At 60.2% G+C, this 13,326-nt stretch carries 14 protein-coding genes; 11 read left to right on the top strand and 3 right to left on the bottom strand.

The features are described 5' to 3' along the window. Positions 1-27: 27 nt before the first annotated feature. The 5 genes from FBY01_RS25525 (at position 28) to FBY01_RS25545 (ending at position 5,355) form a co-directional block, all read left to right on the top strand. Entirely contained in the window at positions 28-1,230 is a 1,203-nt protein-coding gene (locus tag FBY01_RS25525; protein ID WP_145310013.1) for an MFS transporter, read from the top strand. Between the two features lie 124 nt (positions 1,231-1,354). Beyond that, positions 1,355-2,281 carry a DUF72 domain-containing protein gene (locus tag FBY01_RS25530; RefSeq protein WP_010467306.1) on the top strand — a complete coding sequence of 309 codons (927 nt, stop codon included), beginning with the start codon at positions 1,355-1,357 and terminating at the stop codon, positions 2,279-2,281. Next, a complete protein-coding gene (locus tag FBY01_RS25535; RefSeq protein WP_145310016.1) occupies positions 2,278-3,075 on the top strand; it encodes an endonuclease/exonuclease/phosphatase family protein in 798 nt (265 codons plus the stop codon). The genes FBY01_RS25530 and FBY01_RS25535 overlap by 4 nt, the downstream gene beginning before the upstream one ends. Further along, on the top strand, positions 3,072-4,367 hold the full coding sequence (gene clsB, locus FBY01_RS25540) for a cardiolipin synthase ClsB (protein WP_083375656.1): 1,296 nt from the start codon (positions 3,072-3,074) through the stop codon (positions 4,365-4,367). The genes FBY01_RS25535 and clsB overlap by 4 nt, the downstream gene beginning before the upstream one ends. Beyond that, a complete protein-coding gene (locus FBY01_RS25545) occupies positions 4,354-5,355 on the top strand; it encodes a lysylphosphatidylglycerol synthase domain-containing protein (RefSeq protein WP_145310018.1) in 1,002 nt (333 codons plus the stop codon). Before clsB ends, FBY01_RS25545 begins: the two co-directional genes overlap by 14 nt. A gap of 65 nt (positions 5,356-5,420) precedes the next feature. Here FBY01_RS25545 and FBY01_RS25550 read toward each other — a convergent pair whose 3' ends face one another. The 3 genes from FBY01_RS25550 to FBY01_RS25560 all read right to left on the bottom strand — a co-directional run bounded on the left by FBY01_RS25550 (position 5,421) and on the right by FBY01_RS25560 (position 8,577). Next, the gene (locus FBY01_RS25550) at positions 5,421-6,179 is read right to left on the bottom strand and encodes a S9 family peptidase (protein ID WP_145310020.1); all 759 of its coding nucleotides are present in this window, start codon (positions 6,177-6,179) and stop codon (positions 5,421-5,423) included. Next, positions 6,169-7,278, bottom strand: coding sequence for a DUF3182 family protein (locus FBY01_RS25555; protein ID WP_010467300.1), 1,110 nt, complete (start codon positions 7,276-7,278; stop codon positions 6,169-6,171). Before FBY01_RS25555 ends, FBY01_RS25550 begins: the two co-directional genes overlap by 11 nt. Positions 7,279-7,581: 303 nt before the next feature. Continuing rightward, positions 7,582-8,577: a GlxA family transcriptional regulator gene (locus FBY01_RS25560; protein WP_145310022.1), complete on the bottom strand. Its 996-nt coding sequence runs from the start codon at positions 8,575-8,577 to the stop codon at positions 7,582-7,584. 104 nt (positions 8,578-8,681) lie between these two features. Here FBY01_RS25560 and FBY01_RS25565 point away from each other — a divergent pair, with 104 nt between their 5' ends. The 6 genes from FBY01_RS25565 (at position 8,682) to FBY01_RS25590 (ending at position 13,315) form a co-directional block, all read left to right on the top strand. Beyond that, positions 8,682-9,236, top strand: coding sequence for a cysteine hydrolase family protein (locus tag FBY01_RS25565; RefSeq protein ID WP_145310024.1), 555 nt, complete (start codon positions 8,682-8,684; stop codon positions 9,234-9,236). Positions 9,237-9,519: 283 nt separating this feature from the next. After that, the gene (locus tag FBY01_RS25570; protein ID WP_010467297.1) at positions 9,520-10,101 is read left to right on the top strand and encodes a YjfI family protein; all 582 of its coding nucleotides are present in this window, start codon (positions 9,520-9,522) and stop codon (positions 10,099-10,101) included. A 24-nt stretch (positions 10,102-10,125) separates the two neighbouring features. Then, positions 10,126-10,824 (top strand): PspA/IM30 family protein, encoded by a 699-nt coding sequence (locus tag FBY01_RS25575; RefSeq protein ID WP_010467296.1) that lies wholly within the window; start codon positions 10,126-10,128, stop codon positions 10,822-10,824. Positions 10,825-10,984: 160 nt separating this feature from the next. Beyond that, a complete protein-coding gene (locus FBY01_RS25580; RefSeq protein WP_145310026.1) occupies positions 10,985-11,548 on the top strand; it encodes a rhomboid family intramembrane serine protease in 564 nt (187 codons plus the stop codon). A 71-nt stretch (positions 11,549-11,619) separates the two neighbouring features. Beyond that, positions 11,620-12,654 carry an ion channel gene (locus FBY01_RS25585; protein ID WP_145310028.1) on the top strand — a complete coding sequence of 345 codons (1,035 nt, stop codon included), beginning with the start codon at positions 11,620-11,622 and terminating at the stop codon, positions 12,652-12,654. Next, positions 12,641-13,315, top strand: coding sequence for a DUF2491 family protein (locus FBY01_RS25590; RefSeq protein WP_083375650.1), 675 nt, complete (start codon positions 12,641-12,643; stop codon positions 13,313-13,315). The genes FBY01_RS25585 and FBY01_RS25590 overlap by 14 nt, the downstream gene beginning before the upstream one ends. Positions 13,316-13,326 lie beyond the last annotated feature (11 nt).

A 13,326-nucleotide genomic window follows, 5' to 3' on the forward strand; every position in this document is an offset into this window, starting at 1 on the left:
TCAATCAAACCCACCGGAGTTGCAGTCATGCCCATTGCCTTGCTCGCGCTGACCCTCAGCGCCTTCGCCATCGGGACGACCGAGTTCGTCATCGTTGGCCTGTTACCCACCATCGGCGCCGACCTCGGCGTCAGCCTGCCGTCCGCCGGCCTGCTGGTCAGTCTCTACGCCCTGGGCGTCGCCATTGGCGCCCCGGTGCTGACCGCCCTCACCGGCAAAGTCCCGCGCAAATTGCTGCTGTTGTCGCTGATGGTGCTGTTCACCCTTGGCAACCTGCTGGCCTGGAAAGCCCCCAGCTACGAATCGCTGATCCTGGCGCGGATCGTCACCGGCCTCGCCCACGGGGTGTTTTTCTCGATTGGCTCGACCATCGCCACCAGCCTGGTGCCAAAGGAAAAAGCCGCCAGTGCGATCGCTATCATGTTCACCGGCCTGACCGTGGCGCTGGTCACCGGCGTACCGCTGGGAACCTTCATCGGTCAGCATTTCGGCTGGCGTGAAACCTTCCTCGCCGTGTCCGCCTTGGGCGTGATCGCCTTTATCGGCAGCCTGCTCTACGTGCCGAAAAACATCGCCCACAGCAAACCGGCTTCGCTGTTGCAGCAATTGCAGGTGCTCAAGCAGCCACGTCTGCTGCTGGTGTACGCCATGACCGCGGTCGGTTACGGCGGCTCGTTCATCGCTTTTACCTTCCTGGCGCCGATTCTCCAGGACATCTCCGGCTTCAGCGCCAGCACGGTCAGCCTGGTGTTGCTGGTCTACGGTATCTCGGTGGCGGTCGGCAACATCTGGGGCGGCAAACTGGCGGACAAGCGAGGCCCGATCAGCGCCCTGAAAATCATCTTCGCCTTGCTCGCGGCGGTGCTGTTCGTGTTGACCTTTACCGCTGGCAACCCATGGCTGGCGCTGGCTACCGTGCTGGTCTGGGGCGCAGTCGCGTTCGGTAACGTGCCGGGGCTGCAAGTCTATGTGGTGCGTCAAGCCGAACATCACACCCCGCATGCGGTGGACGTGGCGTCGGGGCTGAACATCGCGGCCTTCAACCTTGGCATTGCCGGTGGCGCGTGGGGTGGCGGCTTGATCGTGGCTCACATGGGCCTGATCCATACCGCCTGGATTGGCGGGCTGGTGGTGTTGGCGGCCTTGGCGCTGACAGCGTGGAGTGGACGTCTTGACCGACTCGGCCCGGTCTACGCCGAAAGCACGACCCGCATCGTCGCCGGACACTAACCCCACAAAAGGTCGGTATGGTTTTCCGGAACGCACACCGTCCGTAGCCCCGTCGAAACTTTCTCGGTTGCCCCACGGTCATCAAAAGACAGAGGCAACCGAGGACCATTAGACGGGAGGCGATATGGCGGCGATTCACATTGGCATTTCAGGCTGGCGCTACACACCCTGGCGGGGAGGTTTCTACCCGAAGGGGCTGACCCAGAAGCGTGAATTGCAATTTGCGTCCCGGGCGGTCAACAGCATCGAAATCAATGGATCGTTTTACGCCCTGCAACGGCCTGAGCGTTATGCCCAGTGGTACGCCGAAACCCCGGCGGACTTCGTGTTCAGCGTCAAAGCCCCACGTTTCATCACCCACATCAAGCGTCTGCGGGACATTCATACACCGCTGGCGAATTTCTTTGCCTCCGGGATCCTGGAGCTGAAAGAGAAACTCGGCCCGATCCTCTGGCAGTTTCCGCCCAACTTCAAATTCGATGTCGAGTTGTTCGAAAGCTTCCTTAAGCAATTACCCCACGACACCCAGCAAGCAGCCGCCCTTGCCCGCCAGCACGATTCGCACCTGCACGGCCCCGCCAGCATGAAGGCGTACAAAAAAAAGCCCCTGCGCCACGCCGTTGAAATCAGGAACGAGAGTTTCATTGATCCAGCGTTCGTGCGCCTGCTCAAGCGCTACAACGTGGCCTTGGTTATCGCCGATACCGCTGGGAAATGGCCGTACCGCGAAGACGTCACCAGTGATTTCGTCTATCTGCGCCTGCACGGTGCCGAAGAACTCTATGCCAGCGGCTACACCCCTGAGGCGCTGGAACGCTGGGGCGAACGGATCGACGCCTGGAACCATGGCCAGCAACCGGCCGATCCGCAGCTGATTGCACCTGGGCAAAAGCCGAAAGCACGCAAGTCCCGGGAAGTGTTCTGCTATTTCGACAACGACATCAAAGTCCGCGCGCCTTTCGATGCGCGGCGTTTGCTTGAGCACTTCCACCTCGACAAAGACCTCGCCACCCGTCCCGGTGAACCGGTCGCCGAAGGAGTGCTGTCATGAGTATTTCCGAACCGGTCGGCAGTACCGACGAACAGCAACCCGTCATCACCGCCGTGCGCCGTTTCACCGTACTGACGGTCAACACCCACAAGGGGTTCACCGCGCTCAATCGGCGTTTCATCCTGCCGGAATTGCGCGAAGCGGTGCGCAGTGTGTCTGCCGATGTGGTGTTTTTGCAGGAAGTCCACGGCACCCACGAGGACCATCCGCAGCGGTACGACAACTGGCCGACGATGCCGCAGTACGAATTCCTCGCCGACACCCTGTGGCCACAATTTGCCTATGGCCGCAACGCGGTCTACCCGGCGGGTGATCACGGTAATGCACTGCTGTCGAAGTTCCAGATCATTCGCCATGACAACCTCGACGTCTCGATCAGCGGCCATGAGAACCGCGGTATCCTGCATTGCGTGCTGCGCCTGCCGGGCGATGGCCGGGAAGTGCACGCCATCTGCGTGCATCTGGGGCTGCGTGAGAGCCACCGCACGGAACAACTGAAGTTACTGGCGCGACGCCTCGAAGACCTTCCGGTCGACGCCCCGGTGATTGTCGCCGGCGACTTCAACGATTGGCGCCAGCGTGCCGATGCGTTGCTCAAGCCCTGCGGCCTGCGCGAGGTATTTGCCGAGCATCTCGGTAAACCGGCGCGCAGTTTTCCAGCGCGACTCCCAGCGCTACGCCTGGACCGCATCTATGTGCGCAACCTCAAGGCCAGCCGTCCGCAAGTGCTGGCGGCACGTCCCTGGTCACACCTTTCCGACCACGCACCGCTGTCGGTGGAGATCGAGCTATGAGCAGCGCCCCGATGGAAAAAGCCACCGTTGAACACGTGCCGACTACCCCGCCGGTGCGTGAGCCCGGCGTGGTCGACGTCGAATACGGCTGGCAGGGCAACAACCTCGTGGAAATGCTGGAAAACGGCGAAGCCTATTTCCCGCGTGTGTTTGAGGCCATGCGCCAGGCCAAGACTGAAATACTCCTGGAAACCTTCATTGTGTTCGAGGACAAGGTCGGCAACGAGCTGCAGCAAGTGCTGGTCGAAGCCGCGCAACGCGGTGTACGGGTCACCGTCAGCCTCGACGGGTTTGGCTGTGGCGAGTTGAGCAACGGCTATCTCGCAACGTTGAGCGAGGCCGGCGTTCGCCTGCAAATATTCGATCCGGCGCCCAAGCTTCTGGGGATCCGCACCAACTGGTTCCGACGTCTGCACCGCAAGATCGTGGTGGTGGACGGCACGATCGCGTTCATCGGCGGGATCAACTTTTCCGCCGACCATCTGGCCGATTTCGGCCCCGAGGCCAAGCAGGATTACTCGGTTGAAGTGCAAGGCCCGGCGGTGGCCGATATCCATCACTTCGCGCTGCTGCAATGTGGCCGCCCGGCCCGCGCCAAATACTGGTGGCAACGCCGCCGGCAGCGACGCTCGGAACTGGCCTTCAGCGACCACGACGGCCAGGTTCGCCTGGTGTACCGCGACAACGGTGACCACCGGACGGATATCGAAGAGGTTTACCTTCAGGTGCTGCGAAGCGCCCAGCGCCGGGTCGTGATCGCCAACGCCTATTTCTTTCCGGGCTATCGCTTGCTGCGCGAAATCCGCAACGCTGCGCGCCGGGGCGTCGACGTGCGCCTGATTCTGCAGGGGCAACCGGACATGATGGTGGCCAAACTGGCTGCGCGCATGACCTACGACTATTTGCTCAAGTCGGGCGTGCAGATCTTCGAATATTGCGAACGCCCGCTGCACGGCAAAGTCGCGCTGGTGGATGAGGACTGGAGCACCGTCGGCTCAAGCAATCTCGACCCGTTAAGCCTGTCGATGAACCTGGAAGCCAACGTGTTGATCCGCGACCGAGCCTTCAACCAAGATCTGTTCGAACGGCTTGAGGTGCTGAGCAATAACCACTGCAAAGCCATGTCAGCGGACACGTCGCCGCGCGGAAGGATCTGGCACATGACCGTCGGCTTTCTGGTGTTTCACTTCCTGCGTCACTTCCCGGCATGGGCCGGTTGGCTGCCTGCGCATAAACCACGCCTGAAACCCTTCACCCATCCGGCCGGGAGTGACCACCATGAACCGCGTTGAAGCGCACTCGGCACCTCAAGACGGCAGCACAACACCTGTCCCGGAAAAGAAGACGCGCTGGAGCCGCTGGAAAAAACCGCTGACGATGCTGTTTTTCCTGGCGCTGATCGTGCTGTTGACGATGCTTGCCCAGCGCATCGAATGGGACGAAGTATTCCACACCCTGGCCAATTTCAAGGTGCGCACGCTGATCATTGCGTCCGGCCTGACGCTGGTGAGTTTTCTGGTGTATGCCTGTTTTGATCTGATCGGCCGCACCTACATCCGCCAGGATCTGACCTGGAAGCAGATCCTGCCGGTGGGGATCATCAGCTATGCCTTCAACCTGAACCTGAGCGCGTGGGTCGGCGGGGTTGCCATGCGTTATCGCCTGTATTCGCGGCTAGGGGTGAGCAAAAGCAACATCGCGAAAATCCTCGGGCTGAGCCTGGCGACCAACTGGTTCGGCTACATGGTGATTGCGGGCGCCGTGTTCAGCAGCGGACTGGTCAGTATGCCGCCGGGCTGGAAGTTGAGCAGCGGTGCCTTGCAAGTTGTGGGCGTGTTGTTACTCCTGGTGAGCGCGGGATATCTGGCGGCGTGCCAGTTCTCCAAACGTCGGGAATGGGCGATACGCGGGGTGGAAATCAACCTGCCGTCCTTGCGCATGGCGATGCTGCAACTGGCCCTCGGAGCGCTGAACTGGTCGCTGATGGCGGCGGTGATCTTCACGTTGCTGCCGAGCAAGCTGGATTACCCATTGGTGCTGGGCGTGTTGCTGATCAGTGCGATTGCCGGGGTGATCACGCACATTCCGGCCGGGTTGGGTGTGTTGGAGGCGGTGTTTGTGGCACTGCTGCAACATGAAGCGTCGCGGGGGAGCCTGGTGGCGGGGTTACTGGCTTATCGGGCGATCTATTTCATCTTGCCGTTGCTGATTACGGTGGTGATGTATCTGGTGGTGGAGGCCAAAGCGAAGTCGCTGCGGATTGCCAAGAAACCTTCCTGAGATTGTTGGGGAGGCGGATGACGCTTTCGCGGGCAAGCCTTCGAAAGCGTCCGCAAACCCACCACTCATTTCGACTGAATAATGCTCAACCGCTCACCCACGACCATCTCGGTAATCCAGTCCACCAGGATCGAGGTGTAGGCCTGTTGCGACACCGGCTCGCTCAACGCGTGGTCGGCGCCGTCAATGATCCGGTGTGTCAGCGAATGCGTCTGCTGGCACGCAGCGCGGTAGCTCATGATCGTCGCGTGAGGCACATAGTCGTCGGTCTCGGACTCCACGAGCAGCACATCCCCGGTGAATTGCGAGCACGCATGCAGCGCACGATTGCCGTCGGCGCGTACCAGCGTGTTGCGGTAATCGCGCAAATCAGCCTTGTCCAGTTCACGCTTGGGCGTATGCCATTGATCGTCGCGATACAGCGCCGGCACCCGCAGCGCCAGCCAGCGCACCGGGCGCAATGAAGTCAGTATCGAGGCCAGATAACCGCCATAACTGGTGCCGACCACCGCAATGGCGGAGGTGTCGAGCGCCGGGTGGGCGAGCAAGCGGTCGTATGCCGCCAGCAGGTCGCGCAGGTTGTCTTCGCGCGTTACGCGAGTAAGCGGGATGCCGGTGCCGCCGGTGTGCCCGCGCAAGTCGAACGTCAGGCACACGCATCCCAGACCGGCGATGCCTTTGGCCCGCTCCAGGTCCCGCTCCTGGCTGCCGCCCCAACCGTGCACAAACAACACGCCGGGGACTTTCGATTTGGGGCTCAGAAAGGTCCCGCTCATCTGTTCATCGTCGATGTCGATCTGAATGGTTTCGCTTCTAGCCGTCATAGGATTTGACCGTCACGTACTTGAGAAGAAAGTCACTGTTTTCCGCGGGCCCGCGATACACCTCAATGGCGTCCGGCGGCAGCGGTTGGTCGATGTAGGTTTCGACTGAAGACACGCGAATCGCGCGCATCCCCGGGTTGTTGACGAAGCTCTGCAACGCGGCCACTTCGGCGCTGCTGGCACCGCCCATGCGCCAGGACTGTTCGAGCACGCCGCTGCGCTGTTTGCCACTGCTGTCCAGGCCTTGGGCGATGTCATAGTTGCGGCGCGAGGCGTAAAAACCGGGATAGGCCTCGTCCGCGGCGCTGTCGAACACTTGCGCTTGCCGGATCGCCAGTTGCACATCGTCAGGCAGGTCCAGTTTCAGCAGGTCTTCGTAATACCCCTGCACCACCAGCAGATTGGAACCTCCATAAACCTGCTCGCCCTGACCGTCTTCGGTCAAGTATTGATCACCGCAATAACTCAGCACCTTATCGCCGATAAAACTCTGGCCAACACTGTGGGTGACGACGTTGTCGAGATCCTGTTCAAGCACCACGCCTTCGCTGAACAGTGCCCTGGCATCAGGGCGAGCCAGAACTTCGTCGAACTGGTCGAGGCTTTTGATCACTTCCTGTCCACGTCCGGCGCAGGCATGAATCGGCTTGATGCGGATCGGGCCGGTGTAAAGCAAATGCTCTGCGGCCGGCCGCGCATCGTCGAGCGAGAACACGCTGAGGCCATCGAGCACGACGTTGCGCACACGTTCAGAAAACAACGGAGACCAGCCTTGCGGGGCGTGCGCATGTTTATTGCGCAACCCGTGGCTGATGGCTTTGGTGCAGATGAAATCGTGGTCGACATAACCGCCCCACAGATCCTCCGGCCCGGTGACGCCCAATGCCCGGGCGGCAGCGACGCCGACCAGGGTCTGGGTCGGCAAGAGATAAAGATCTCGACCGTTGTGAAGTCCGGGGTCGTAGCTGCCACCGAACTTGAGCCCCAGGATGTGCGCCAGCCAACGGGCCAGCGCGTGATTGGTGTCGACTTCGTGCTGGGGCGCCTCGGGGCGGACTGAGTGGGCGACTACCAGTTTCTTGCGGTTTGTTGGGGTCATGCGTCCCCCTTCAATCGGCTTTTGATGAATGTAGTTGAAGGGGTGCAGAGATCAAGCCATTGAGGGTTGGATAGAAACGGGTTTCTAATCAGGCAGTTGCTGCGAAGGTGATGGCACTGAGCCTGTTTTATTCTGCACGAAGGGTTTTTCTACCCCTGCATTTTGCACGACCAAGCCTTGCACTGAGCCAATGCGGGAGAGAGCCTGCTCGAGAATTCGGCGTGGGTCAGCCTGCATCTAAGTCACTGACATTGCGCCTTCGCGAGCAGGCTCGCTCCCACATTTGGCTTGGCGGTGATCTGGCTACCGCGCGACAGCTGCACCCGGCGTCACGCCAAACCGCGCCCGGTAATCACTTGGCGCCAGCCCGGTGATTTTCTTGAAGGTCGCGCGAAACGCACTGGGGTCTTGATAACCCACGGTCCACGCAATGTGATCGATGGTGCCGTTGGTGAATTCAAGCATTTCCCGAGCCTTGCCGACCCGCAGATGCTGGCAGTACTCGGTGGGTTTCAACCCGGTCGCTGCGCGGAAACGGCGCAGGAACGTGCGCTCTTCCAGCCCCGCCCGCTCGGCCATCGCCGTCAGCGATACATCGGTGGCTCCGGTGCTTTGCAGCCAGTGCTGAACCTTGAGAATCGCCGCATCGCCGTGGCTGAGAATCGGTGAAAAATTGCTGCCACACTCACTCGCGCTGTCGCTGTGTTCCACCACCAGAAAACGCGCGGTGCCGGTGGCAATGCTCGGGCCGAGCAGGCGGTCGACCAGGCGCAATCCCAACTCGGACCAGGCCATCAACCCGGCGGTGGTGATCAGGTCGCCGTCGTCGACGATAGGGGTATCGGCCTTGAGCTTGATGGCCGGGTAACGCTCGGCGAAGGTTTTGGCCGAGGTCCAGTGGGTGGTGGCGCTGCGACCGTCGAGCAAGCCGCTTTCCGCCAGTAGAATCGAGCCCACGCAGACGCCGCCGAGGGTCGCGCCCCGGGCGTGTTGCTGACGCATCCAGTGGATCAACGCCTGCGGTGCCTGACCTTCGGAAAATCCGGCAATCGATGGCGGAATCAACACCGCCACCAAGGCGCGCTCGGGCCCGGGATGACTGTCGTACACCCGCTCGGGCGCCTGCTCGCCATCAACTTGCCAATGGCTGACCCGCAGCAGCGGCAATTGCGCAGCCTGATGCTCGGCGGCAATCCGGTTCGCCACCCCGAACAGGTCCGTCAACCCGTGCACCGCCGCCATCTGCGCGCCGGGATAAATCAGCACGCCGAGTTCGACGATTGCCCTTTCTGCGTCCATTGTCAGTTTTCCCCCTTCTATTGTCGGTGCGGCCAATCCTCGGAAGGCCTGCCACAGACAATACTTCTTTCCACACCCAACCCACACATCTCGAGGACTCAGGCATGGCCAAGCAAGCACTCATCGTAGTTGATATCCAAAACGACTACTTCCCTCAAGGCAAGTGGCCGCTGGTCGGCGCCGACGCTGCCGCCGACAACGCCGCCCGTCTGCTCAAAGCGTTTCGCGACGCGGGTGATTCGGTGGTGCACATCCGCCACGAATTCACCTCCGAAGAAGCCCCCTTCTTCACCCCGGGTTCCGAAGGCGCGAAGCTGCACCCCAAAGTTCTGAACCGTGCCGAAGAGCCGGTGGTGCTCAAGCACTTCGTCAACTCGTTTCGTGAAACCGAACTGAAATCGATCCTCGACGAGCAAGGCATCAAGGAATTGGTGGTCATTGGCAGCATGAGCCACATGTGTGTGGACGGCATCACCCGCGCCGCCGCGGACTTTGGCTACACCGTCACGGTGATCCACGACGCCTGCGCCTCACGCGATCTGGAATTCAACGGCGTTACGGTGCCCGCCTCCCACGTTCACGCCGCGTTCATGTCGGCCCTGGGTTTCGCCTATGCGAGCGTGATTTCCACTGATGAATTCCTGGCGGCTAACCACTAACCACATAACGTATTGATCAAATTCCAAAAAAGGGCCCGCCGCGTTTTAGCGCTGCGGGCCTTTTTCATGGAGCGGAAAATGTATGACAAAAAATCTCACGCGTGAGCTATTGAGCGTGGCAAAAATTGCCTGTAGTGTTTCTCACGCGTGAGTTTTTCACAACGAGGTCAGCCCCATGAAAAGCAGCTCTCCATCGAGTCCTCCCACAGGGCCCGATACCGATTCGGCAAGCCGCAAGGGAGAGCGCTCCAAACCGTCCGCGAAAAAACCATCGAGCTTTTACATGAAGCAGATGCGCGCGGGCCTGGGTGCCGCCGGTTATGTGAAACACGAGACTTGGGTGCTTCCCGAAAACCGAAGCCTGCTCAAGCAGATGGAGAAACAGCTTCGCCAACCGATTCTGGCTGGCTCATTCATGTCGGAGAATTACATGAGCGCAGGTACAAACTGGAACATCGACCGCCTCTTCAGCGCCCTTCAAGCCCTGGACGAAGTGGTTTCAAACGACATCACGCTTTCTCTCGTTCAAGGCTCCGAGTCCAGCATCAAGCTGGAAATGAACGACTTCGGTGGCTTGCCGATTTACATCGCGGTGGTGGGCGAACAGATCATCGTCGACACCGTTCTGGTCGACATCGAGTCCATCAATGACGTACCGGCCTTCAATGACGCCGTGCTGCGCAGCCGGGAGATGTTCCCGCTGTCCTCGATCGGTATCGAGTCCATGCCGAACGGGCAGATTGTCTACAACATGTTCGGCGCTCTGAGCTCCGACTCCAGCCTGACGAACATCGTGACCGAGGTCAAAACCCTGGTCGACAACGTCCAGCGCGCCAGCGAAGCCTTCGAACGTTTCTTCAATTAATTATTCGGGAACAGGAAATATCCAATGACTCAGTCCATCTGGAGCAAATTGTTCACCGCGCTGCGTGGCGGTGCCAACGAAGTCGGCGAATCGATCGTCGACCAACAGGCCCTGCGCATCCTCGATCAGGAAATTCGCGATGCGGACAGCGCCCTGGCCAACGCCAAGCGTGAGCTCGTCACCATCATGGCCAAGCACAAACTGTCGGCTGACCGCGTCAGCGAGTACAACGCCAAGATCAAGGACCTGGAATCCAAGGCTCTGGCCGCCATCCAGGCCAACCGTGAAGACCTGGCCCTGGAAGTGGCCGAAGCCATTTCGACCCTGACCAACGAGCTGGACGTCGAGCAAAAGCAGGCCACCGAGTTTGGTGGTTACGCTGAAAACATGCGCAAAGACATCACCAAGGCTGAAAGCCGCATCAAAAGCCTGCGCCAGCAAGTGGACATGGCCAAGGCGCGCGAAAGCGTACAGAAAGCCCAGGTCAGCGCTTCGATTGCCAGTGGCGGCGCCAACGGCAAGCTGGAAACCGCCGTCGGTACGCTGAACCGTTTGCAGGCCAAGCAGCAGCAACGCGCCGCTGAACTGGAAGCCCAGGACCAATTGGCCGATGCGTCGACGGGCACTGACCTGGAACGCAAACTGCGCGATGCCGGCATCACCCCGGACGCAGGCAGCGCCAATGCGATCCTGGAGCGCCTGAAGCAAAAATCGGCCGAATAACCGACTCTCGAGTCGAACGCATAACCTGTGGGAGCTAGCCTGCTAGCGATTGCGGTTTGTCAGAAAACATTGATGTCGACTGACTCTCCCCCTTCGCGAGCAGGCTCGCTTCTACATGGAATGTGCTGAACTGACAGACATTCAACTGTCGAGGTCAAGGATGGATGCCCTGAAGGGTTTCAAGACAATCGCAGGCCTGGCGCTCTTCATGGTCGCGTTGCAACTGTTCAACGTCGCGACCGGCTACAGCCTCATGGCCTTCGGTTTGATCCCGAGAACCGTGCACGGTCTGCTCGGCATCATCACCTCGCCTTTCCTGCACGCCTCTTTTGCGCACCTGAGCGCGAACCTGATTGCCTTTTTGATTCTGGGTACCCTGGTCATCATCGAAGGACTCAACCGGTTCATTGCGGTCAGCGCGATCATTATTCTGCTGGGCGGCGCGCTGGTCTGGCTGTTCGGCTTTGCCGGCGTACACATCGGCGCCAGCGGCTGGGTGTTCGGACTGTGGGCATACCTCTTGTCCCGCGCCTGGTTCCACAGGAGCTGGGGCAACCTGATAACAGCCGGCGCCGTGGCCCTGCTCTACGGCGGTCTGATTTTTGGCTTCCTGCCTCGCCAGGGTGTTTCCTTCGAAGGCCATCTGTTTGGTGCACTCGCCGGATTTATTGCAGCCAAGGTACTTTTCTCGGCGCCGCGCAACAGGTTTAATGCCGCCGGTTGAACGCACTTGCGCAGTCAGACGCCGAGGCGATGACGTCGCAAGGAACAAGTACCCACGGAGTCAGGGACGAAATGTCGATTTTCCTTTTATTGCGCATGTATGCCTCGTCCCTCTTCCACCGTTTCGGCTGGGCAGGCCTGGTCATTGCCTTGGGCGTACACCTGATCACGGCGTATCTGGGCCTGGTGTTACTGGGCGAACAACACCTCACCGCGCCCGCCACGTTTACTTACTTCTATCTGACCACCACACTCACCGTCGGTTATGGCGATCTCGCGCCGCAGACAGCGGCGGGACGGATATTCGTGGCCACCTGGGTCATGCTCGGGGGCATTGCGCTGCTGACGGCAGCCATCGGCAAAACCACCAGCAGCGTCATCGATGCATGGAGAAAAGGCATGAAGGGCAAAGGCGATTTCACCGGCAAGGTCGGCCATACGGTTCTCATCGGCTGGGAAGGCGCGTCCAGCGAACGGGTCATTGAGTTGTTGCTCCAGGACGAAACCTCGAACGACAACCTGATCGTCATTTGCGATTGCACCCTTGAAGAAAACCCGATGCCGGGCAAAGCGAGCTTCATCAAAGGTGAAAGCCTGTCCTCCGTGGCCTTGTTGCTGCGCGCGGGCGTTCCCGGTGCCGAGCGCGTTCTGGTGCGAACCCATTCAGACGACCTGACCCTGGCCACCGTGCTGGCGGTCAATCAACTGCAGCCTGTCGGGCATGTGGTCGCCCACTTCAATGACAGTGAAATCGCTGCGCTCGCCAGCGCCTACGCGCCCAGCCTGGAATGCACTTCCAGCATGGCCATCGAGATGTTGGTGCGCGCCTCGCAGGATCCGGGCTCGTCAGTGGTCATCAATGAACTGCTGTGCGTGGGCCAGGGCGCCACTCAATACCTGATGAAACTGCCCGAGGCCTTTGAAGCGACGTTTGGCGATCTGTACACACGGATGAAAGAACATCACAACGCCACGCTCATCGGCTATCGCGCCAAAGGCGCCCGACAACCGTCGATCAACCCGCCCGGCGCCACACGCGTTGAGGGCGGCGAGCTCTTCTACATCGCCTCCACTCGCCTCAAGGAAATCTCCAATGGGATGGTTTAAACAGTTGATGGGGCTTGAGGCCCCGAACGCGACGACAGAGTCGAAATGGACCGCCAGCGAATCCCCGCCCGTCACCGGTCCGCTGGGCCTGGCATTGGGCAAGGGCGTGATGTTCGACACCACCCTGAAATTGTTGCTCGACGGCAACACCACGGTGACCATCCCGGGTTCGCAGCAGATCTGGAGCAACGGCACCGTCGATCTCGGGCAGTCGACCTGGCTGTCACGCTATTACATGAACGACGAAGACTACTGGCTGCAGGTGCATACCACCGGCGAAATCGCCGGGCAGGTTGAGTCGGTGATCCTGTTCAATTACCTCAGTTACATCACCATCAGCAGTGAAGCGGAGTTGCGCCGATTGGCCGGTCCGCAAAGCCTGATCGGGCTGCCGACCTACACCCACAACGGCGTCGAATACACCCGCGAATGGGGCACCGAGAATGGCCAGACAGAATTGGTAGGGCTGAGCGAACAGCTGAAAAACCCGGAGGAGTCCTACGGCATCGAGCACCGTTCGATGCTGTACGCCCGCGAAACCGGCCTGACCGACCGCCGGGAATTCCTGCTGTTTTCCGTCGAGGAAGACGCCGAAGGCACCATCAGCTTGAGCACGTCGCAGGGCATTTCGCTGTACACAACCGACCTGAATACGTTCTAAAAAAGGAAGCA

It is taken from the genome of Pseudomonas sp. SJZ077 (assembly GCF_007993905.1).
GTDB lineage: Bacteria > Pseudomonadota > Gammaproteobacteria > Pseudomonadales > Pseudomonadaceae > Aquipseudomonas > Aquipseudomonas mandelii.